At 69.3% G+C, this 21,797-nt stretch carries 20 protein-coding genes; 8 read left to right on the top strand and 12 right to left on the bottom strand.

What is annotated here, in order from left to right; genetic code table 11:
• Position 1 precedes the first annotated feature (1 nt).
• Entirely contained in the window at positions 2 to 1,207 is a 1,206-nt protein-coding gene (locus tag V5F63_RS11115; protein WP_394101808.1) for an MFS transporter, read from the top strand.
• On the opposite strand, the gene dgcA is transcribed toward V5F63_RS11115, so the two are convergent.
• Positions 1,159 to 2,139, bottom strand: coding sequence for an N-acetyl-D-Glu racemase DgcA (dgcA, locus tag V5F63_RS11120; protein ID WP_209489092.1), 981 nt, complete (start codon positions 2,137 to 2,139; stop codon positions 1,159 to 1,161). The two genes, V5F63_RS11115 and dgcA, sit on opposite strands and share 49 nt — an antisense overlap.
• 294 nt (positions 2,140 to 2,433) lie before the next feature.
• Here dgcA and V5F63_RS11125 point away from each other — a divergent pair, with 294 nt between their 5' ends.
• The 4 genes from V5F63_RS11125 (at position 2,434) to V5F63_RS11140 (ending at position 6,039) form a co-directional block, all read left to right on the top strand.
• On the top strand, positions 2,434 to 3,561 hold the full coding sequence (locus V5F63_RS11125) for an MlaE family lipid ABC transporter permease subunit (RefSeq protein ID WP_209489093.1): 1,128 nt from the start codon (positions 2,434 to 2,436) through the stop codon (positions 3,559 to 3,561).
• Positions 3,562 to 3,567: 6 nt separating this feature from the next.
• On the top strand, positions 3,568 to 4,374 hold the full coding sequence (locus V5F63_RS11130) for an ABC transporter ATP-binding protein (protein WP_394101809.1): 807 nt from the start codon (positions 3,568 to 3,570) through the stop codon (positions 4,372 to 4,374).
• Positions 4,375 to 4,466: 92 nt separating this feature from the next.
• On the top strand, positions 4,467 to 5,390 hold the full coding sequence (locus V5F63_RS11135; protein ID WP_209489095.1) for an MlaD family protein: 924 nt from the start codon (positions 4,467 to 4,469) through the stop codon (positions 5,388 to 5,390).
• 7 nt (positions 5,391 to 5,397) lie between these two features.
• Positions 5,398 to 6,039: an ABC-type transport auxiliary lipoprotein family protein gene (locus V5F63_RS11140; RefSeq protein WP_394101810.1), complete on the top strand. Its 642-nt coding sequence runs from the start codon at positions 5,398 to 5,400 to the stop codon at positions 6,037 to 6,039.
• 33 nt (positions 6,040 to 6,072) lie between these two features.
• Here V5F63_RS11140 and V5F63_RS11145 read toward each other — a convergent pair whose 3' ends face one another.
• Together V5F63_RS11145 and V5F63_RS11150 are read right to left on the bottom strand one after the other, a co-directional pair.
• On the bottom strand, positions 6,073 to 7,539 hold the full coding sequence (locus V5F63_RS11145; RefSeq protein ID WP_394028652.1) for a YcjX family GTP-binding protein: 1,467 nt from the start codon (positions 7,537 to 7,539) through the stop codon (positions 6,073 to 6,075).
• Between the two features lie 2 nt (positions 7,540 to 7,541).
• Positions 7,542 to 8,063 carry a SixA phosphatase family protein gene (locus V5F63_RS11150; RefSeq protein WP_394101811.1) on the bottom strand — a complete coding sequence of 174 codons (522 nt, stop codon included), beginning with the start codon at positions 8,061 to 8,063 and terminating at the stop codon, positions 7,542 to 7,544.
• A gap of 189 nt (positions 8,064 to 8,252) precedes the next feature.
• Here V5F63_RS11150 and V5F63_RS11155 point away from each other — a divergent pair, with 189 nt between their 5' ends.
• Positions 8,253 to 9,776, top strand: a complete 1,524-nt coding sequence (locus tag V5F63_RS11155; RefSeq protein ID WP_394101812.1) for an NAD(P)/FAD-dependent oxidoreductase — start codon at positions 8,253 to 8,255, stop codon at positions 9,774 to 9,776.
• On the opposite strand, the gene V5F63_RS11160 is transcribed toward V5F63_RS11155, so the two are convergent.
• From V5F63_RS11160 to V5F63_RS11170, 3 genes are all read right to left on the bottom strand, one after another.
• A complete protein-coding gene (locus tag V5F63_RS11160; protein WP_394028654.1) occupies positions 9,764 to 10,294 on the bottom strand; it encodes a hypothetical protein in 531 nt (176 codons plus the stop codon). The two genes, V5F63_RS11155 and V5F63_RS11160, sit on opposite strands and share 13 nt — an antisense overlap.
• A gap of 83 nt (positions 10,295 to 10,377) precedes the next feature.
• Positions 10,378 to 11,370 (bottom strand): P1 family peptidase, encoded by a 993-nt coding sequence (locus V5F63_RS11165; RefSeq protein WP_394101992.1) that lies wholly within the window; start codon positions 11,368 to 11,370, stop codon positions 10,378 to 10,380.
• Between the two features lie 136 nt (positions 11,371 to 11,506).
• Complete coding sequence (locus V5F63_RS11170; protein WP_394101813.1) at positions 11,507 to 15,862, bottom strand: apolipoprotein A-IV repeat region-like domain-containing protein; 4,356 nt, start codon at positions 15,860 to 15,862, stop codon at positions 11,507 to 11,509.
• A gap of 383 nt (positions 15,863 to 16,245) precedes the next feature.
• Between V5F63_RS11170 and V5F63_RS11175 the strand changes: the two genes are divergently transcribed.
• The gene (locus V5F63_RS11175; protein WP_209489102.1) at positions 16,246 to 16,566 is read left to right on the top strand and encodes a 2Fe-2S iron-sulfur cluster-binding protein; all 321 of its coding nucleotides are present in this window, start codon (positions 16,246 to 16,248) and stop codon (positions 16,564 to 16,566) included.
• A 30-nt stretch (positions 16,567 to 16,596) separates the two neighbouring features.
• On the opposite strand, the gene V5F63_RS11180 is transcribed toward V5F63_RS11175, so the two are convergent.
• Positions 16,597 to 17,145, bottom strand: a complete 549-nt coding sequence (locus V5F63_RS11180) for an SH3 domain-containing protein (protein WP_209489103.1) — start codon at positions 17,143 to 17,145, stop codon at positions 16,597 to 16,599.
• Positions 17,146 to 17,301: 156 nt separating this feature from the next.
• On the opposite strand from V5F63_RS11180, the gene V5F63_RS11185 reads away from it, so the two are divergent.
• Positions 17,302 to 18,303 (top strand): 2-hydroxyacid dehydrogenase, encoded by a 1,002-nt coding sequence (locus V5F63_RS11185; protein WP_394028656.1) that lies wholly within the window; start codon positions 17,302 to 17,304, stop codon positions 18,301 to 18,303.
• A gap of 13 nt (positions 18,304 to 18,316) precedes the next feature.
• On the opposite strand, the gene V5F63_RS11190 is transcribed toward V5F63_RS11185, so the two are convergent.
• The 5 genes from V5F63_RS11190 to V5F63_RS11210 are packed head-to-tail and all read right to left on the bottom strand — an operon-like array spanning position 18,317 to position 21,730.
• Entirely contained in the window at positions 18,317 to 19,369 is a 1,053-nt protein-coding gene (locus tag V5F63_RS11190; protein ID WP_394101814.1) for a glycosyltransferase domain-containing protein, read from the bottom strand.
• Positions 19,370 to 19,372: 3 nt separating this feature from the next.
• Positions 19,373 to 20,191, bottom strand: a complete 819-nt coding sequence (locus tag V5F63_RS11195) for a HesA/MoeB/ThiF family protein (protein ID WP_209489106.1) — start codon at positions 20,189 to 20,191, stop codon at positions 19,373 to 19,375.
• 33 nt (positions 20,192 to 20,224) lie between these two features.
• A complete protein-coding gene (locus V5F63_RS11200) occupies positions 20,225 to 20,821 on the bottom strand; it encodes a DsbE family thiol:disulfide interchange protein (protein ID WP_394101815.1) in 597 nt (198 codons plus the stop codon).
• Positions 20,818 to 20,988 (bottom strand): heme exporter protein CcmD, encoded by a 171-nt coding sequence (gene ccmD, locus V5F63_RS11205; RefSeq protein WP_209489108.1) that lies wholly within the window; start codon positions 20,986 to 20,988, stop codon positions 20,818 to 20,820. Before ccmD ends, V5F63_RS11200 begins: the two co-directional genes overlap by 4 nt.
• Before the next feature lie 10 nt (positions 20,989 to 20,998).
• Entirely contained in the window at positions 20,999 to 21,730 is a 732-nt protein-coding gene (locus tag V5F63_RS11210; RefSeq protein WP_209489109.1) for a heme ABC transporter permease, read from the bottom strand.
• Between the last annotated feature and the right edge of the window lie 67 nt (positions 21,731 to 21,797).

Consider the following 21,797-nt stretch of genomic DNA (forward strand, 5'->3'; position numbering starts at 1 on the left):
CGTGGAGGGCAGAGGAGAGGAGACCGGGCGGGGGTCGTTATCACCGCGTTCGCTCGCGCTGAGGCTTGGCGCGACCTACGGCGCCTTCTTCGTCGCCCTGGGCATCTTCCAGCCCTATCTGCCGTTGTGGCTGCAGGCGCGCGGACTGGGGCCCGAGGCTATCGGCCTCGTCCTCGCCGTGCCTATGCTGAGCCGTCTTGCCGCAACGCCGCTTCTCGGCCTCCTCTCTGACCGGTTGGGACGTCCAAGGGCGCTGCTGACCCTCCTGGGCATGGCCACGGTCGCGGCCATGGCGCTGCTGGCCTTCACGTCCAGCCTGCCGGCCATTCTCCTGATCCTCGGCGTCATGTCGGCGGTGTGGTTTCCCGGCTTCTCGCTGCTGGATTCCTACACCTCGCGCCTCGCCCGGGCGGGACGCGCGGAATATGGGCGGGCGCGGCAATGGGGCTCGGCGAGCTTCCTCGCCGCAAATCTCGCCGGTGGCGTGATCATTGGTGCGCTCGGCGCGGATTCGGTCGTGCTGCTGATGATCGCCGGGCATGTAACTTATGTGCTCGCCACCTTCGCCTTGCCGGAACTGCCGCGCGCCGAGCCCAAGCCCTCTCCCCTTGTGGGGCGGCGCGCGCGGCTCGGCTTCCTGGCCGGCATCGTCGCCGCCGGGCTCGTGCAGGCGAGCCACGCGGTGCTCTACCTCTTCGCGACGGTCCACTGGCGCTCGGAAGGCATCTCGCTGTCGGTCGTCGGCGTGCTCTGGGCCGTGGGTGTCGCGGCCGAGATGGTGCTGTTCCGCTTCGGCCGTCCACTGCTCGGCCGGGTCGGTCCCTATGGCATGATCGCCATCGGCGGCGCAGGGGCGGTGCTGCGCTTCGCGGTGATGGCGAGCGATCCACCGCTGGCCGTGCTGCTGCCCCTGCAATTGCTGCACGCCTTGACCTTCGCCGCGACCTACCTCGCCATGGTGGATCTCGTGGCGCGGGGCGTGAGCGAGCATCGCTCCGGCACGGGGCAGACCACCGCCGCCTGGACCTCAAGCCTCATGTCATCGGCGGCGAACGTGGCCGCGGGACCGCTCTGGGCGGCGTTCGGCCCGCTGGCGTATCTGGCCGGCTGCGCGCTCGGCCTCGCGGGCGTGGGCGCGGCCCTCGCCGCCGCGCGGCTTCAGCCCCACAGCAGCGGCTCGGGCGGGGAGACCACGGCACCCTCGTAGTGAAGGCCGGGCAGGCGGTCGCGGGCGAGCAGAAGCGGCCCATCGAGGTCTACCCATTTCGCCCGCTGAGCCACCAGCAGGGCAGGGGCCATGGCCAGCGACGACGCCAGCATGCACCCCACCATGACGCCAAAGCCGAGGCCGTGCGCCACCTCGGCCAAGGCCAGCGCCTCGGTGAGGCCGCCCGCCTTGTCCAGCTTCACATTGATGGCGTCGTAGCGCGTCCGCAGATCGGCAAGCCCGGCCCGGTCGTGAACGCTCTCATCGGCACAGACGGGGACCGGCCGATCGATCCGGGCGAGGCGGCGGTCGTCATCCGCCGGCAGCGGCTGCTCGACGAGTTCGACCCGGACGGCCGCGCAGGCATCCAGCAAGCCGGGCAGGTCGGCGGCCTTCCATCCCTCATTGGCATCCACGATGAGCCGCGTGTCGGGCGCCGCCTCCCGCACGGCGGAGAGGCGCTCGCGGTCACCGGGCGCGCCGAGCTTGAGCTTGAGCAGGGGGCGGTCTGTCGCGGCGGCCGCTGCGCGGGCCATGGCCTCTGGCGTGTCGAGGCTCAGCGTGTAGGCCGTGACCACCGGTCGCAGGGTGGGCAGGCCGGCAAGCTCGGCGCAGCCCATGCCGGAGGATTTCGCCTCGAGATCCCACAGGGCGCAGTCGACGGCATTGCGGGCGGCGCCTGCGGGAAGGCGGTGCTGGAGCGCCTCGCGGCTGAGGCCCGACGCGAGATCCGCCCTCAGGGACTCGATGGCGGCGAGGACGCCCTCCACGGTTTCGCCATAGCGGGCATAGGGCACGCATTCGCCCCGGCCGGTGATGCCGCCCGAGGTGATGCGGGCCTCGACCACCACCGCCTCGGTCTTGGAGCCGCGGGCAATGGTGAAGGTTCCGGCGATGGGGAAGCGTTCGACGCTGAGGGACAGTTCGGCCATGGATTAAGCTTAATAGCCGATTCCGGGCGCCCCATCGCCGGGCATGTGACGATGGTGGCGCGGTGTGTCCTGGCTGATCTCGACGCCGCCACCGCGTATCTGTATGGCTAGTTTGTGCCCACGCCTCCGGTGCGGGCGCATCCGCAGGAGGCCTGCGCCGCCGGTGGATCAAGCGGGGCGTCGGACTTGACCGCGGCTGGTGCCGTGGTAGGGCGTCGGGTCTATCGGCCCGAATGCCTGTTTGAGGTTGAGACCAGCCGGTGCGTCGCGCCGGTCGCCGTTGGAGACGCCGCGTTGCCGCACGCCTCGTTGATTTCCGTGCACAGCCAGGACGACCGCCTGACAGTGGCCGGTCGCGGTGCGTGGACATCCGAATATGCCGACGAACTGGAAGCGGCGGTCAACGACACCGCCCATGCCTATGCCAAGCCCAAGGGCGTGGAGATCGATCTCGCCTCCGTCGAGCGCATGGATACCTTCGGCGCCCTGCTGCTGGAGCGGCTGCGCCGCGCCTGGGCCGGCGCGGGCATCGAACCGACGGTGGTCGGGCTGGCGCCGCGCTACAAGGTTCTCCTGGAAGAGCTGGCGCGCATGGGCCACGAGCCGGCGCCGCCCACGCGCCGTCACGAAGGCATCCTGGAGCGGTTCGGCCACGAGGTCGTCAATGCCGCCAAGGATGCGCTCTCGCTGTTGAACTTCATCGGCGCGACGGTTGCAGCCATGCTGCGGGTGGTGGCCCGCCCGCGCAGCTTCCGCTTCACCGCCATGGTGAACCAGATCGACCGCGTGGGCTTTCGCGCCGTGCCGATCATCCTGCTGATCACCTTTCTGATCGGCTGCATCCTGGCCCAGCAGGGCATCTTCAATTTCCGCAGGTTCGGCGCCGACATCTATGTGGTGGACATGGTGGGCGTGCTGGTGCTGCGCGAGCTTGGCGTGCTCATCGTCTCCATCATGATCGCCGGCCGCTCGGGCAGCGCATACACCGCCGAGCTTGGTTCGATGCGCATGCGCGAGGAGATCGACGCGCTTCGGGTGATGGGCTTTGATCCCATCGAGGTGCTGGTGGTGCCGCGCATCCTCGCGCTGATCATCGCCCTGCCGCTGCTCACCTTCATCGGATCCATGTCGGCCATCTTCGGCGCGGGTCTCGTGTCCTGGGGCTACGGTGGCATCACGCCGGACGTGTTCCTCGACCGGCTGAAGCTCGCCATTGACCTCGATCAGTTCAAGGTCGGCATGTACAAGGCGCCCTTCATGGCTGCCACCATCGGCCTGGTCGCCTGCATGGAAGGCCTGAGGGTCGGTGGCAGCGCGGAATCGCTCGGCGCGCACACGACCGCATCGGTGGTGAAGGCCATCTTCCTCGTCATTGTGATGGACGGTGTGTTCGCCATGTTCTTCGCCGCGATCGACATGTGAGCGGCCATGGACGCACAGACCTTACCCTCCACCCTCCAGACCAACGGTCGCGAAGCCATCATCCGGGTGCGCGACATCGTGGTCGGGTTCGGCGACCGGGTAGTGCTCAACCACCTCAATCTCGACGTGTATCGCGGCGAGATCCTCGGCTTCGTGGGCACGTCCGGCGGCGGCAAGTCGGTGCTGACGCGAACCATCCTCGGCCTCGTGCCGAAGACATCCGGCACCGTGGAGGTGTTCGGGCAGAATCTCGACGACCTCTCCGAGCGCGAGCGTTCCGCGCTGGAACGGCGCTGGGGTGTGCTGTTCCAGCAGGGCGCGCTGTTCTCGTCGCTCACGGTCAAGCAGAACATCCAGTTCCCGCTCCGGGAAAATCTCAAGCTGTCGCAGCGGTTGCTCGACGAGATCGCCTTCACCAAGATCGAGATGGTCGGCCTGAAATGCGATGTGGCCGAAAAGTTACCCTCCGAGCTTTCCGGCGGCATGATAAAACGTGCCGCTCTGGCCCGTTCTCTGGCGCTCGACCCTGAAATCCTCTTTCTGGACGAGCCGACCTCGGGTCTCGATCCGATCGGTGCCGGCGACTTCGACGAGCTGATCAGGACGCTGCAACAGACTTTGGGGCTTACGGTTTTCATGGTAACCCACGATCTCGACAGCCTGCATACCGTGTGCGACCGGATCGCGGCCCTCGCCGATGGCAAGGTGATCGCGCAGGGGACGATCGAGGACATGATGGCGGAACAACATCCCTGGCTGCGGGCCTATTTCCATGGCACGCGGGCAAGGGCGGTACAGAACGTGCGCCGCTAGGCGCAATCGAGGCCAATCGCGCGCGTCTGGCGCGCCGGGACAAGGAGTGGGCCGGTCAAGCGGGGCAGGTTGCAACGGAACCGGGATGAGGCATGGAAACACGGGCCAACTACACCATCATCGGAGCCTTCACGATGGCCGTTATCGCGGCTGCGTTCGGCTTCGTGTACTGGTTCGCGAGGCCGCAGGATTCCACGGCCCGCAAGATTTACGAGATCGTCTTCGACGGGTCCGTGGCCGGTCTGCGCCAAGGCAACTCGGTACTGTTCAACGGTATTCCCGTGGGCCAGGTGACCAGCCTCGGCCTGGTGCCGGGCCAGCCCGGACAGGTGCTCGTCCATGTCGGCATCGACAACAAGGTTCCGGTGCTGGCGGATGCGCGCGCCGGCCTGGAGTCGCAAGGCCTGACCGGCATCATCGCGGTGTCCATCCGCGGCGGAAAGCCCGACGCGCCGCCGCTTCCGCCCGGACCGAATGGCTACCCGCGCATCATGGCGGACGGCGGTGCGGGCATGTCGGGGCTCATCAACACCGCGCAGGGCGTTGCGAAGAAGATCGAGGTGGTCCTCGACTCCATCAACCCGGAAGAGATCAAGAACATCATCCGCAACATCGACACCTTCTCGCAGGCCGTTGCCTCCAAGTCCGACGACGTGGCGAGCGTCATCGAGCAGGCGAACGCCCTCGTGAAGCAGCTCAACGGCGTGGCCCAGCGGGTGGACGAGGTGGTGGTGAACCTGAAGTCCGCGACCGAGGACAAGAACGGCCTGCTCAACCAGGCCACCGAGGCGGCGACGTCCGTGCGCAAGCTCGCCGACAATCTGGACCAGCGGACCGCGCTCCTCACCAACGAGATCAGCCGCTTCACCGGACCGGGCCTCAAGCAGTTCGAGGCGCTGGCGACCGACGGACGCCGCACCCTGGGCGAGATCGATCGAGTGCTGAGGGGCATCGAGCGCAATCCGCAGCAGTTCATCCTGGGCGGCGGCAACTCCATTCCGAAATACGGGCGATGAGCCGATCATGAGCGACCGTTTCGCCCTCCGTACTGAACTGCTGGTCCGTAGCGTCTCCGCCCTCGCGCGCGGGGTCGCTGGCGCGGTTCTGCTCCTTGCCGCCGCGCTGTCCCTCGCCGGATGTGGTTCCACCCCTCTGCCGACCTACAACCTCTCCGCCCCCAGCGGCTTTACCGCCGGCGGCAGCGGCAACGGGCAACTGGTGGTGGTGGCGCCGACGGCGCTCGCTGTGCTCAACACCGACAAGATCATGGTGGAGCCGGGCGCGGGGCAGGTGGCCTATCTCGCCGACGCCCAGTGGAGCGACAATCTTCCCGCGCTGCTCCACGCCCGCACCATCCAGGCGTTCGAGAACGCCAGCAAGCTGCGCCGTGTCGCCCGCCCGGGTGATGGCGTGAACGCCGACTACACGCTGGTGACGGATATCCGCACCTTCGCATTGCGCATTACCGATCAGGGGCCGGTGGCCGTGGTGGAGGTCTCCGCCAAGCTCATCGGCACCCAGAGCGGCCGCATCCTTGCCGCGCAGGTGTTCCGCGCCGCCGTGCCTGCGGCGTCGTCCGCCGGTGCCAACGCGACGGCCGCGCTCGATCAGGCGCAGGAACAGGTTCTGGTGCAGATGGTGCGCTGGGCTTCGGCCAAGTTCTGAGCGGGCCAAGTTCTGAGCGGAGCCCCCGCCGGTTCAGGTGAGCCGGTCAGCGAGCAGGAACTGAAGCGCCCGGTCGAGCCGAATATGCGGGATCGGCCCGTCGCCGATGCCGGACGGCGGACGGAATCGCAGGAAGCGGAAGTCCACATCCCCCTCCGCCTCGCCCGCCATGGACGATGAGAGCCCCCGAAAGCCGGTGCCGGAGGGATCGAACAGCGCATCTGGATTGGCCGGCAGCTCGCCCGGAAACACCGCCACCTCCTCCTCACCATCGAACACATGGCCGCCGGCGTCCTGCCCGGCCTCCGGCGTGCCCACGATGGCGTCGAGTTCATGCCCACCGCGCCGCACACGCGCCTCGCGCGTGGCGCGGATGGCGGCGATCGCCACTACGTCGAGGGCCGCGCCGTGATCCTGCGCCCGTTCGCGGGCCCGTTCCACAAGCCGCCCCAGCACCGCCTCCAGCCGGTCGTGGCTGGCGCGATGGAGGTGGTCCGCCTTGGTGGCGGCGAAAAGCACCTTCTCGATGCGGGGCCGGAAGAGCGCGCTCACCAGACTGTTCCGGCCGGTACGAAATGCCGCGAGGATGCCATCCAGCGCCCGCTCCAGATCGGCGAGGGCGGCCGGCCCCGCATTCAGGGCGGAGAGCGTATCCACCAGCACGATCTGCCGGTCGAGCCGGGCGAAGTGATTGCGGAAGAAGGGGCGAACGACCGCGTTCTTGTAGGCCTCGAAGCGCCGCTCCATCATCGCGCCCAGCGTATTCGCGCGGGCGGGGGTATCCGGCACGTCCAGAGGGGCGAAGGTGAGGGCGGGCGAGCCTTCGAGGTCGCCGGGCATGAGGAAGCGGCCGGGCGGCAGCAGGCTCATGGCCAGCCGCTCGCTGCGGCAGGCGGCGAGATAGTCCGTGAACCGCGCCGCCACCTCCCGCGCCCGGGCCTCGTCGGCGGGGCCGTCCACCGGCGCGTCGGCCACTGCCGCCAGGAACGGCGCCGCAACCTCCGCCCGCACGCCAGCGCGGGCCAGAGCCAAGCTCTGCCGGGCAAATTCGGCGTAGGACATGTTGAGCAGCGGCAGGTCCAGCAGCCACTCGCCGGGATAATCCACGATGTCGAGGGTCAGCGTCCTCAGGCTGCCGCGCCGGTTTGCGTAGCGAATGGCGAGGCGCAGCTCGCTGACGCGGGTGGTGGAGGACGGCCAGCGCCGCTCCGCTCCCAGCATCTCAAGATGGCCCTCATAGGCGAAGCGCGGCACCGCGTCGTCCGGCTGGGGCTGCAGCTCGGCGCGGGCGATGCGGCCGGACTGGTAGGGCTCGAACACCGGCATCCGCGCCCCCTTGGTGAGGGCATGGATGAGCGCTGTGGTGAAGATGGTCTTTCCCGCCCGTGAGAGGCCGGTCACACCAAGACGCAGGGTGGGATGGGCGATTCCCTCCACCCGGTCCGCCAGAGCCTGAAGCGCGATGCGCGCATCGTCCACGGCGTCCGTGAAGAACGCCATCTTCAGTCGGTTCCGCCGAGATCGCGCGGGGTGACGAAGCGGTCGAGCCGGCCGATGCCAGGGGCTGCGGCGCTCCACTCGTCCACGGGAAGGTCGATGACGGCGAGGGCGCCGGTCGGGAATTTCTCTGCCATGCTTGCAACATGGGGGGCCGGGCCGGAAGCCACAAGCAGCTCGGCGAGGTCTTCGAGGCCGGGATTATGGCCCACAAACATCACGCTGTGTGCGTCCTTGGGCTGCTCGCGCAGCACGGTCATGAGACGCGCGGCCGAGGCGTCGTAGATGCGCGGCTCGCTGGCCACCACCTTGGCCGGCGGCAGGCGCGCGGCGACGAGATCCCAGGTTTCCCGCGTGCGGCGGGCGGGTGACACCAGGATGCGGTCGGCCAGCAGGTGTTCCTGCCCGATATAGACGCCGATGCGGGGCGCTGCGTTGCGGCCCCGCGCCGAAAGCGGGCGTTCCGGATCGGCGATGCCGTTCGGCCAGTCCGACTTCGCATGGCGCAGCAAGATGAGTCGGCGCATGGTTACCAACCGATGGACGAAAGGCGGACCCTTATGAAGCACGCGGCTAGTGCAGCGCAACGCCTGCTGCCGCGCCGCAGCGTCACGCCCCCACGGACGGCGATGACGGAAACGTCATTAGAGCGCCGCAAATAAACGCTTTCTCAAGCTGGCGGCGTCAGCATCGCCTGTCTCTCATTGGACCAATTCATGAGCCAGTCGTCCGCGCCCCGGCCCCAAGCGCACGATGCGATGGGGTCCGAACGCGCCTCTTCCGGCGCCAAACGGATTATCGACTGCGACGTCTGCGTGGTGGGAGGCGATGTCGCCGGTCTCGTTCTGGCCGGAGATCTCGCGCGGCGCGGCCGCGACGTGGTGCTGCTGGCAATGGCCGGGCCGTCCGCTGCCGTTCCGTCGTGGTCGCTCGATGGGGTCATCGCGGCGGGGTTTCCGCTTTCGACGCGCGAGCTTGTCGCACGCATTGGCCGCGATGACGCTCAGGAGCTGCTCATTCTGTCCGCCCAGGCCGCGGAGGCGGGGCTGTCGCTGACCGAGCGGCTCGGAGTGGATATCGGCCCGCGCGGCCGGCTGACCGTGGCGCGTGCACACGCCGCCGAGGACCTTCATCGCGAGCAGGAGCTGCGCCAGGATCTGGTGCCGGATACCACCGTCTTCGTCGGCGCGGAGGATCTCGCCGCCCTTCTCGGGACCGATGCATTTGCCGCCGGCATCGGCGTCGTGCCGGCCGAGCGCGTCCGCACGACATCGCTGGTCGCCGCGCTGGAAGAGGCGGCACGGACCGCCGGCGTCCGCTTCTTCAGCGTGGAGAGCGCGCTTTCGGTCGATCTCAAGGGCGTTCGGAAGTATCTAGATACGTCAAACCAGCGGGTGCGCGCATTTCAGGTCGCGGTCTGCGGCGCGGCGGCCTTTGCCCGCCTCGGGTCCGGCGTTGCCCGTCTGCCGCGCGCGCCGTGGGTGTCCGGCGGATTTCGCCTGCCGAACAGCAATGTACCGTATGGGGGCCTCGTCGAGGAATTCGGCCTGTCGGGTCTCGCCTACCATTTCGACGGCGACCGGCTGGCGCTGGCGGCGCAATGCGCCTTGCCGGTGATGACACGGGTCGGCGCCGCGCGCGTGCTGCGGCGCCAAGGGGCCGAGGTCTATCCGGTCGGCACCGGGCTGGTGGAGGGCGCACGGGGGCGCAATGTGCCCGATCCCGGCGGCATGCCGTTGCTATATGAGGGGGAGCGGGGCGTCTGGTACGCGCTTGCGCCGGGGGCGGGATCGCTGGGGCTGGAGTTCCTGGCCGCCCGGCTCATTGTCGGCGCCATCGCCGAGCGCGATGATCGGATCGCGCTCCTCCAGCCATTCGCGACGGGCGGGCTGACCGGCTGGACGGGTCGCGCGGCGCGCTTCGCCTCCTTCTGGCACGTCCGCCTCGCTGCCCGCCTGCATCTGGACAAGGCCGCGCCGGTATCGGCGCCAGCGCAGGCGGCGGACGGTTCGCAGCCTCTGCCGACGCCGGCCACGGCAGGCGCCCTCGTGCGCCGCAGCCTCGCCTCCGCCGCCTCGGCCTCGCGTCACGCGGCGCGCGCGGCGCTGCATGCGGCGTCCGGCTGGGCCACCGCTCTCGCGGAGCGTGCCGCTCTGGAGCGCACCCGCCGCCGCCGTCGTCCGGACGGACTCGATCCGCATGGAGAGCCGGACGAGGAGGCGCCGCCTCAGCGGCGATAGAAGGCTTGCGGGCGCGTGCCTTCCCGGAAATAGCCGAAGAACGCGGCCACACCGGCCGCCTGCGCCAGAAGCCCCGGCATCAGCGCCGCGAACGCGCCGAGATCGGCGCCGTCCGGAGCAATGGCGTCGCGGATGGCGAACTGGCAGTAGCCGGTGGTGAACAGCCACAGCACAAGCAGCCACGGCAGGACCAGCAGGGCGATGCGCGCGCGGGCGACGGTGAGCACCACCATGGTCACCGCCCAGCCGAACAGCACCGCCTGCGGCATCAGCCCCAGCCGCATCACCTGCTGCGGCACCCCGGAGCCAGCGAATGAATCAAACAACGCCGAGCGCGCGCCGGTGACGCCTAGCGCCGAAATGAGCGTGAAGAGCCCGGCCAAGGGCAAAGCGGCGATGCCGCAGGCGCACCAGAACAGGAAGGCCAGCGGCCCGCCGAGACGGGCCGGGCGTTGGGCCGGGTCGGTGGGCGGGGTGGGGGCGCGGAGCGGGACTTGGGGCATGGAGGGAGCGGTCATGAGGATCCTCGGATCCTCCGGCTTATAGACGATCCCGCTCGCCATGCACCCGGCAACCCCGGCCTGACACGCTGCAAGCTGTGTCAGGCGCCGAAATGGTCGCGCCAGGTCTTCTGGCTATCCGCGAAGGGCAGCCGCCGCGCCTCGTAGACCGCCCGCGCCACGGCCCGCGCCAGCACGATGGAGGCGAGCGCACCCAGCCGGGCGAGATCGGGCAGCGGCGCTTCCAGCGGCTTGCGTCCCGTGGCCATGGCGAACACCACATCGCCATCCAGCGGCGTGTGAACGGGAAACAGCGAGAGCGCCAATCCGTTCTGCGCCATGATGGCGAGGCGGCGCGCCTGCACGGGCGAGAGCACCGCATCCGTCGCCACAACGGCGATGGTGGTGGCGAAGCGAGAGATGCCGCCCTTCAGCCGGGGATCGCCGGCCTCGTCAGGAACCCGCGCCGGTACGCCACGTCCACCGAATTCCCCATCCCGCTCATAGTGGCCGGCGCGGAAATGCGGGCCATCGCCGAACAAGGGGCTGCCGGCGGCATTCACCGCGACGATGGCCCCGACCACATGGCCGGTGGATGTCATCGCCGAAGCCGAGCCCAGCCCGCCCTTGACCGTCGCGGTGGTGCAGCCCGTGCCCGCGCCGACCGAGCCGAGGTGGAAGTCTACATCCGCCGCCTCAAGAGCGTCGCGGCCGAGCTGGAGGTAGGGCGGATGGCCCTCCCAGCCCTTGTCGCCGCCATTGAGCAGGTCGAACAGGATGGCGCCGGGCACGATGGGAACCCGCGCGGCGCCGACCGCAAAGCCCCGTCCGCGCGCCGCCAGCCCCGCCATGACGCCGGATGCGGCATCCAGCCCGAAGGCCGAGCCGCCCGACAGCGTGATGGCGTCCACGCGCTCCACGGTCGCCGCGGGGTCGAGGAGGTCGGTCTCCCGCGTGCCCGGCCCGCCGCCGCGCACGTCCACCGCCGCTACCGCCGGCTCCTCGGCGAGGATCACGGTGACGCCGGTGCCGATGTGCGGCTCGGTGGCGTTGCCGACCAGGAGGCCGGGGACGTCGGTAATCAGATTGCGCAGCGCGCGCTCCTCAGGCTGGACGGCGTTCGGCCGACGATACGACAGGGCACGGGATAAAAAAGACCGCGCCGGGCGTCATCGGCCCGGCGCGGTTCTGATCTTCCGGCACTTGGTCCGGGATGGGCGAGCGCCTTCCTCAGTCGAGACGACCGGAGGCGTGGGCGAGCATGGTGTAGACCTTGCCCGTGTCGGAGGTCAGGTACGTGCGCGCCAGCGTGCTGCCGCGGTTGTCGCCCGACACCTGATCGATCAGCCGCTCGAACTCGGCGACATAGCGGTCCACGGTCTCGCGGAAGCCTGCGTCGGCGCGGTAGCGGCGCTTGAGGGCGTCAAAGGTCTGCTGGCCCTGGAGGGTATAGAGCCGGCGGGAGAAGACGTGGCTGTCGCCATTGTTGTGGCGCTCCCACATCTCGACGGCCGCCTGATGATCAACCATGCGGGCGATGTCGGACGAGAGGTCGTCGAGGCTGTCCGGGGCCGCGACGGGAGCCGGGGCCGCCGCGCGGGGCGAGCGCGGCGCCTCCTCGTCGATATCGCTGGAAGCGCGGGCAAGAAGCTCGCTCAGCCAGCTGTCGCGTTCCTCGCCGGTGTTCTCGGCGCGGCTGGCCGGACGCGCTGCGGGACGTTCCGCAGGCTCGGCGCGGCGGCTCGCCGGGGTGGCGGGGGCACGGCGCAGTTCGGCCTGGAGCAGGCTGGCGCCTTCGCTGCGGGCCGGCTCGGTGCGGCCGGTTTCGCCGCGGGCGAGGTCGCCACGGGCAAGGTCCTGCCGGCCGGTCTCGCTACGGCTCGTTTCGCCGCGGGTCGGTTCAGCGCGCTGGATGTCCGAGCGGGTGTTCTCGGCGCGGGGCTCGCGCTCGGGCCGGCTGCGCAGGGCGGAGGCCGTCTCGCGGCTGGCGCGGGCGCTGTCCTGCTGGGCGGCGCGGGCCGAGGCTTCCACCACGTCCAGCGCCTGGCCCTGGCGGGCGACGATCTCGTTGAGTTCGGCGAGGGCCTTGATCTGCTCGGCCACGGCGCGACGCATGGTGGCGGCGCTCGCCTCGGTCTCGGCGGGCAGTTCGAGGATGCCGCGCTTCATCTCCTCGCGGGCGAGGGTGATGGCCTGCTGCACGTCCTCTGCCACCCGCTTGAGGTCGGTGGCCACGGCCGTGAAGCGGTTGCCGGTTTCGCCGAACAGGGTGTGCACGTCGTTGAGCGCGGCCTCGTAGGTCTGGCGCAGGGCGGCGGCGGAGCGCTCCCGCTCGGCCTCGGCCGCGTGTCGCACCAGCGCGAGCTGCTGCGACACCGCCTCGGTGGAGCCCGACGTGGCCGCGGCGATGACGTTGGCGATCTCGCCGGCCCGCTGCTGGGACGCGGTATAGGTCTCGTCGAGCATGGTGTGGAAGGCGGCGAGCCGGCTCTCCACGTCTCCGACCCGCTGCGCCAAAGACCTGGCCAGCTGCTCCATCGCCTCGCGGCGCGCGGCGAGGGTGCTGTCCACCTGATCGTGGGTGGAGGCCAGCGTCTGGGTCGCCTCGTCCATCAGGCGGCGGTTCTGGTCGAGCCGCTCGGACAGGGAGGACATCTGCGCCAGCGCGCTGGCGGAGACTTCCTTGAGCGAGCCGATCTGCGACTGGAAGCGATCGGCGGTGGCATCGGCGCTGAGGGCGATGCCCGCAACCGTCCCCCCGAACCCTTCCACCTGCCGGGCAAAGGAGCCGGCGAAGGCGTCGAGGTTGGACACCGCCTGGGTGAGGGCGCCCTGGAAGGTGGCGTTGGCGTCGTCGAGGCGCTCGATGATGACGCCCACGTCCGTGCGCAGGGCGCTGTTGGTGGCGGTGATCTCCGTCACCGCGCGCTGGCTGGTGCGCTCCAGCGCGGAGAGGAAGGTGCCGTTCTTGTCGTCGATGAGGTGGGCGATCTCGGTCAGGCGTGTGCCGAGGTTGTCCGCCACCTTCTCCGAATGCTCGGTGAGGGTCCGGCTGACGTTGCTCGACAGGGTGGTGAGCGAGCGCTCCACCTGGCTCGCCTCCGCGCGCAGGGCACCGGAGACGGTCTCGATGCGGCCGACGAGGGCATCGGCGATGGCGGTGCCGCGCACCTCAAGCGAGGTGGCGACGCCGTCGAGGCGGCCGAGCACCAGTTCCTCGATGCGATGGACGCGGCCATCCAGCACGGAGGCGATCTCCTGCGCCCGGACGCCGATGTTGCGGTTCACCGCGTCGGCACGGTCGGTGAGCACCTCCCCCAGCGCCTTGGAGCGGGTGGCGAAGAAGTTCTCCAGCGTCTCCACCGACTTGTCGAGGGAGTCCGTGGCGTTCTTCGTGCCCTCGGCGATGGTGCGGGCGAAGTTGACCGTGCGGGTGGCCAGGGTCTCGGTGAGGCTCTGAGCCCGCTGGTCCAGCGTCTGCTCGATGCGCGAGAAGCGCTGGTCCATGATGGTCGCCACCGTGTCGGTGGTGGCGGAGAGGCGCTCGTCCAGCGTGGACGTGGCGAGGCGCAGGTTCTCGTTCACCAGCGCCACCCGGTGGGTGATCTGGTCCACCAGCTCGGGGGCGTGGACCTTCACCGTGGTGTCGAAGTTCTTCACGCCGTCCTGCATGACGCGGGCGAGGTGCGAGGAGTCATGCTGCATGCGATCGGCGAGCTCGGCGCCGCGCACGGTGATGGTCTCCTCCATGGCCTTCAGGCGGGCGGTGAGCATCTCCTTGATGGCGTCGCTCTTGGTGCCGATGGTGGCGACCAGGATGTCGGCGGTCTCGCGGAAGGCTTCCGTGACCTTGGACCCGCGGGCGCCGATGGCCTGCGTGACCTCAGTGGCGACGCGCGACAGGCGCTCGGTCATGTCCTCGCCGGCGCCGTTGAGGGACGCGGCGACCTCGTTGCCCTTGTCCACCAGCGCGGTGACGACCTGGTTGCTGGAGCGGTCGAGGGAGGATGTGATGCGCTCGCCCGTCTCGGAGAGGCGCTGCTGGAGGTCCTCGCCGCGCACGGCGACGGCCTCGTAGATGCGGTTGCCGGTGGCCTCGATGCGGTCGGCGAGGTCGGTGCCGCGCACGGCCAGCGTCTCCGCGACCCGCTCGCCGGTCTCCTCCAGCTTGCGGACGAGTTCGCCGCCGCGGGTGGAGAATTCCACCACCGCGCTCTCGCTGGTGGCGCGGAAGGCGGAGTTCACCTCGGCCACGCGCACGTCGATGTCGTCGGCGAAGCGGCCCACGTTCTCGGCCAGCGTTTCGGTGATGCCCTGCTTGAGGCGGTCGATGTTGCTGTTCACCTCGTCGCCCCAGCGCTCGACGAGCTGCGACACGTCGGTGGTGGTGGCGAGCAGGTTGGAGGCGAGGTCGTCGGTGCGCGAACGCAACGTCTCCACCAGCAGATCGCCGGACTCGGAGAGGTCCTGCCGGATGTCGGAGCCGGTGAGCTGCAGGCGGTCGATCAGCTCGCCGCCCTTGGCGGTGAGGCTGTCGATCATGCTGTCGCCCACGCGGGCGAGGGCAGCGGTGATGTGCTCGCCCTTCTGGCCGAGGATCTCGGTGACCTGCTCGCTCGCCTCCAGCATGGTGGTGTGGATGCGGGAGGCGACGTCCTTCACCTCGCTGGAGAGCACCGTCTCGGCGGCGATGATGCCCTCGCGCAGGCGCTCGGTCTCGATCTGGATATTGTGGCGCTCGGCCTGCAGGTCGTCGATGAGCGTGCGGATGCGCGTCTCGTTCTCCTCGTAGGCGCGCTCGAGGGTGGAGACTTCGGCGCGGACCATGGCCTCCAGCTCGCCGGCGCGGGCGACGGCGCGGTCCATGCCGTCACCCATCGCGGCCACCTCGCGGCGCACCGCCTGGCCAACGGTGACGACGCTCTCGGTGGCGATGGACTCCGGCTGGGCGAGGCGCAGGGCGACCTCGGTCATGGAACGGGCGATGCCCTGCAGCTCCAGCGACCGGCGCACGATGCTGGCCATGCCGAAGAAGGCGAGCGGCGGAATGAGGATGCCGGCGAAGATGCCGAGCAGGGCCGGGGAGTCGCCCAGCGACTGCAGCCCGTTGGAGCTCGCCATCAGGCCATGATGGACGGTGTAGGCGAAGATGATGCCGACCACGATCCAGACCAGCGAGGCGCCCGTTGCCCAATAGAAGGGCGTAACGGGGGGCTTCTTCTGCAACTGGCCGAGAAGCTGGCCGATGGGCTGGCGATCGTCGTTGGCGGCGCGGCGCTCGGCCTCGCTGCGCGGGCGGGGCGCTCCCTCGCGGCGGCCGCCGTCGACACGCACCTCACCGCCCTCCGGGGGACGGGGGCGACGATTGATGGGGCGTCCTTCGCGCTGCTGTCCGGGGCCGGTCATGACACGATCGGGAGAGGGCGGGCGGTCCAGCGGGGTGCCGCGATCCGGCGGCAGGGGCGCTTCGCCTCCTTTTGCCGCTGCCGCATTGGCCTCGGCATTGTCGAGCTCGAGCGTCAGAGCCTCCTGGATGGCCGACAGAGCCGCCTCGGTCGGATCCTGGATCTTCTTCGGGTTCTTCATCTCGCTGTCGCCTCTGCCCGCTTTCGGTGCCGGGGCATGATGCCGCCCATGGCTCCGATACCCGTACACGCCCCCATCATCCGGCCACGCCGGACGAAGATGGTTTACCGTTTCTTATCCTAGACAGGCCTCGCCTCCGTTTGAACCGCCCGTGCCGCATTAATGAAGATATCGTTAATATCGAGCGGCTTGGCTTCAGCTTGGGCATTCCCGGTGAGGGGACGGGATCCGCGACAATCGGCGCCCGCGCTGGTGCGGCGCGGGACAAGCCGCTATAGCCAGTGGCCGGAAAGCGGCTGCGCCTTGGCCTTCGGGCTGAGGCTTGCGAGCCGGCAAATCAAGCCACCGTCGCGCCCGCGGCGGAAGCCGGGAAGCGACACTCTATGGTTGCCATTACCTTCATCGAACACACCGGCGCTGTCCATAAGGTCGACGGGCCGGAAGGCGCTACCGCCATGGAAACCGCCGTGCGCAATGGCGTTCCGGGCATCGTTGCGGAATGTGGCGGCGCCTGCGCCTGCGCGACCTGCCATGTCTATGTGGACGAGGCGTGGATTGAGAAGGTCGGCCAGCCCTCCGAGATGGAGGAGGGCATGCTCGATTTCGCAACCGACCTTCGCCCCACCTCCCGTCTGTCGTGCCAGATCAAGCTGACAGCGGCGCTGGACGGCCTGGTGCTCCACACGCCCGAAAACCAGGGCTGAGGTCCGATCCTGGGGGGAGCTGCGCTCCCCTCAGTCCACCTTTTCGCCGGGATAGACGCCGAACAGCTGGTTCTGCTGGACATAACCGTCGAAGCCGTCGCCGGTGATGCGGCAGACCTTGCCATCACAGGCCTTCACCACGCCCAGCACGCTCGGCTCCAGCTTGGCCACGACCTTGGCATCGGAATCCGCCGAGCTGCGCAGGGGCACGGTTTCGCCCTTCAGCCAGGGGGCGACGAGGGCCGTCCGCCGCAGGGACAGCATGGAGTGGTAGACCCATCCCTCCGCGCCGTCGGCATCGCGGATGCGGCGCCACGTCTCATATTCGGCGGTCACCTCCACCGGCAGCCCGGCGCGGTTGAACACCCAGGCCACGTCCTGGTCCCGGTTTGGACCGTTGCGGACGTTCACCTTGTCTGCCTTCAGCGAGACGAAGCGGGGAACCGGCAGGCCGGAGGTGCCGGGCTCGGCGGCGACTGCACCCGCAGCCGTTCCCACCATCATCGCCGCCGCAAGGGCCAGGGCTTTCACCGACCGGCTGTCGAGGCTTCGCTTCAGATGAGTTCGTTTTGCGGGCATGATGGGACCGTCCTTTCGCATCGCACCTAACAGACCGGAGGGGTGCGCCGCCGCGGCGGGCACGTCAAGGCCCTGCGTCTCGGCGCGCCTTGTGTTTCCCCGGCTGTCTGATAGACGGGACCAGAACCGTTAAGAAATGGGGAATGGGGAGTAACGATGGTGCGTCGCAAGCCCCTCGTCGTCGTCACGCGCAAGCTGCCCGACTCGGTCGAGACTCGGATGCGTGAGCTGTTCGATGCCAGACTCAACATCGACGACGTGCCCATGGATCAGGCCGCGTTGGTGGAAGCGGTCAAGATGGCGGATGTGCTCGTGCCCACCGTGACCGATCGGATCGACACGGCCGTGCTCTCGCAGGCTGGGGAAAACCTGCGGCTGATCGCCTCTTTCTCCAACGGCGTCGACCACATCGATGTCGCCAGCGCGCTGAACCGGGGCATCACCGTCACCAACACCCCCGGCGTCCTCACCGAGGACACCGCGGACATGACCATGGCGCTCATCCTCTCCGTGCCCCGGCGGCTGGCCGAGGGCGCGCAGGTGATGATCGCGGACAAGGAAGAGTGGGCCGGCTGGTCACCCACCTGGATGCTTGGCCGGCGGATCTGGGGCAAGCGCCTCGGCATCATCGGCATGGGGCGCATCGGCCAGGCGGTGGCGCGGCGGGCGAAGGCATTTGGCCTGCAGATTCATTACCATAACCGCCGCCGCCTCAATTCCGGCATCGAGGAAATGCTCGACGCCACCTATTGGGACAGCCTGGACCAGATGCTGGCGCGCATGGACATCGTGTCCGTGAACTGCCCGCACACCCCCGCGACCTACCATCTGCTCTCGGCTCGCCGCCTTAAGCTGTTGAAGCCAGACGCTTATGTGGTGAACACGGCGCGCGGCGAGGTGATCGACGAGAACGCGCTCACGCGCCTCTTGGAAGCCGGCGAGATCGCCGGGGCCGGCCTGGACGTGTTCGAGCACGAGCCGGCGGTGAACCCCAAGCTGATCCGCCTCGCCCGGCAGGGAAAAGTCGTGCTTCTCCCGCACCTTGGCTCCGCGACGCTGGAAGGCCGCGTGGACATGGGCGAGAAGGTCATCGTCAACATCAAGACCTTCATGGACGGCCACCGGCCGCCGGATCGGGTGCTGCCCGCGATGCTCTGAGGCGGTCGGCCCGTCAGCGGTCGCGGTCGCCCTTGAGGCGGGCCGCGACCTCGACGAGCCACCCGAAAGGCGTCGATGTCGATGCGGTTCGGGTGCCGTTCGGGGCCGATATCGGCGGGTTCGAGGTGCACTCAGGTTCGAACGCGCGGTCAGCTGCGGGGCTGACGTTAGCGGCGGTATTAAATTGCCTTCCGAGATCGCTCTCCGGGGCGTCGCCGACCGGCGGTGTCTCCGCCACGATCACCCGCTCGCTCTGCGCCGTTACCAGCTCCGTCTCCAGCGCCGTGATTCGTGCTACCAGCGCCGCACGCTCGCGGCGCCAGTCGTCGGCCAGGAGACCGGCGGGCAGCTGGCTGAGGATGGGCGAGAAGGGGAAGGCGTCGCGGTCGCGCGCCTGCGTCACCGGCCAGCGGTGGAACCATGATCCCAGATTGTCCACCTCGAACCGCGCGACCTCCAGCCCAGAGCGTCCCAAGGCATGGGTTCCGGAGAGCTGGTCGCGGCGGGAGTAGCGCAGCACCTGCGCCAGCCAGAGGCGCATGGCGGCAGCGACCGTGGGGTCGTGGTGCCGACGCAGCATGATGGCGGACCAGAAGGGCACCGCCTCCAGCACCAACGGATCGCTCATCATGTAATGGTTGAGCTGCTCCAGCACGCGCCCGCCATCGTCGAGGCCCATGCGCAGCACTTCCATGAACTCGTCGCGGACGCTGGCGCGAAAGCTGTGGCCCGGCATGGCCACGGCGACGCCATCGGGCAGGTAGCGGGCAATCACCTCTTCCGGCGGCGCGGTCAGGATGACGCTGTTGTCGATGTAGAGCGAGAGATCGTAATCCGGCAGCAGTTCGTGGGGAGAGAGCTTGGCCATGCGCTGGCTGCGCACGGGATCGAGCGGGAAGGCGGGGTCGAGGCGGCGAATCTGCCAGCTCGCGCTGGTGAGCGCCGGATCGTCGGTGAAGCAGATGAAGTCGAGGCCGGAGGCCGCGGCCATGGGCTGCTCGTTCAGCGCCTCGTAGCCGCCGATCAGGCAGGTATAGACGCACGCGCGCCCGGTCGGTGCCATCATGCCTCAGGCCGCCGCGCTGCGCCTGTGCGCGGAGAGGTCGGTGATGCGCGGGCCTTCGCCTGTCAGCGGGTTCTCCGGGTCCCACGCGTAGCTCAGCGTCTCGAAGCGCATGGAGCGGGCGTCGATCATCAGCAGGCGCCCCACCAGTCCCTCGCCGAAGCCGACGATGGCCCGGATGGCCTCCAGCGCCGCGAGGGATCCGGCCACCCCAGCGAGCGCGCCCAGCACGCCGGCCTCGGCGCAGGCGGGCACGGTGCCGGCCGGCGGTGGCTCCGGGAAGAGGCAGCGATAGGTGGGGTTGGGTGTGCCATCCGGCCCACTCTCATGGGCGCGGATGGTGGTGACGGTGGCGTCGAAAGCCCCCAGCGCCGCCGTCACCAGCGGCTTCTTCGCCAGCACACAGGCGTCGGAGACGAGATAGCGGGTGGAGAAATTGTCCGAGCCATCCACCACCAGATCGGCCTGCGCGATGAGGTCCAGAGCGTTGCCGGCATCGATGCGCACCGGATGCGTCACCAGCTCCACATGGGGATTGAGGGCGGCCACCGCGTCGCGGGCGCTATCGGTCTTCGGCCGATCCACGTCCTGCGTGCGGTGAATCACCTGCCGCTGGAGGTTGGAGAGAGAGACGACGTCGTCCTCCACCAGGATCAGCCGCCCGACGCCTGCCGCCGCAAGATAGAGCAGCACCGGCGCGCCGAGGCCCCCGGCGCCGATCACCAGCACGGTGGCCGCCTTCAGTCTCTGCTGGCCCGGCCCGCCCACGTCGTGCAGCACGATATGGCGGGCGTAGCGCTCGATCTCTTCGGGGGAGAAGGCCATCGATCATCCTCGGGCAACGCCTCGGGCGTCGCCTTAGCCGCCGGAGAGGCGCGCCATCATCGGCAGGAGCGTGCCCGTCACCGCCTCGGGTGTCAGCGGCCCCACGAATTTGTGGACGATGGTGCCGTCCTTCGCCACCACGAAGGTCTCGGGCACGCCGTAGACGCCCCATTCTATGGCCGCGCGCCCGTTGGGGTCGACCCCCACCGCCTTGTAGGGCAGGCCGAACTGGCCGAGGAAGCGGCGGGCATTGTCCGGCGCGTCCTTGTAATTGATGCCCACGAGGCTGAAGCGCGGGTCCTTGCCGAGCTGCATCAGGAGGGGATGCTCCTCGCGGCAGGGACCGCACCAGGAGGCCCACACGTTCACCAGCGCCGGCTTGCCGCCGAGCGCGGCAAGGTCGATGCCGGGCAGGGGCTGGCCATCCGGCCCCTTGAGCCCGGCGAGCGGCGGCAGGGTGACGACCGGCGCCTTCCGGCCCACCAGCGCGGAGGGAATGCGCGAGGGGTCGCCCCCGGTTTCCAGCCGCGAGAAGAACAGCGCCGCCAGCGCGAGGAACACCACCAGCGGCAGCGCCACCAGCCACAGGCGGCGACGCGGACGGGCGGGGGTACCGACGGGCTCGCTCATTCCGCCTCTCCCGTGCGGTTGGCCCTGCGGCGGCCGACGCCGCGCGCCTCCAGCTCCGACAGGGCGCGGCGCTGGCTGCGGTAATCGAGCATCAGCCAGAGGGCGAGGAGCCCGAGGGCGAGGAGGGAGACGCCGTAGGATGCGGCGATGAAGACGAAATGGGTCATGCGCGCGGGCTCAGGCCAGGGCTTCCGCAGCGGCGCGGGCCTCCAGCGCCTGCACGCGGCGGCGGAGGATTTCCGTGCGCATGCCGAGCATGTGCAAAGCGATGAACACCAGCGTGAAGCCCACCGCGCAGATGAGCAGCGGCCAGAGCAGGCTGGAATCGATGGTCGAGCCGCCCATGCGGAACACCGAGGCCGGCTGGTGCAGGGTGTTCCACCAATCCACCGAGAACTTCACGATGGGCACGTTGATGAAGCCCACCAGCGTGAGCACGGCGGCGGCCCGGCCGGCGCGGTTGGGATCGTCGATGGCCGCGCGCAGCGCCATCAGGCCGAGATAGAGCAGCAGCAGCACCAGCATGGAGGTGAGCCGCGCATCCCATACCCAATAGGTGCCCCACATGGGCCGGCCCCACAGCGCGCCGGTAATGAGGCAGAGAGCCGTGAAGGTGGCGCCCACGGGCGCGGCCGCCTTGTGCGCCACGTCCGCCAGAGGATGCCGCCACACGAGGATGCCGATGGAGGAGGCGGCCATCATGGAATAGCCGAACAGGCCCAGCCACGCGAACGGGACGTGGATGTACATGATCCGCACCGTCTCGCCCTGCTGGTAATCGGGCGGCGCCTGGAAGGCGAGAGTGAAGCCGATTGCGAGCGTCACCACCGCTGCGGCGGCGATCCAGGGCAGGATGCGCGCGGACAGGCTGAGGAAGCGGACCGGATTGGCAAGGTCGAGGATCGCCATGGAGGCGTTCTAGTGCGGGCAGGCGTCGGATGGAAGCGCCGAGGACGTTCAGGATTTCGTGTCGCAG

It is taken from the genome of Xanthobacter wiegelii (genome assembly GCF_043193855.2).
Lineage (GTDB): Bacteria > Pseudomonadota > Alphaproteobacteria > Rhizobiales > Xanthobacteraceae > Xanthobacter > Xanthobacter flavus_A.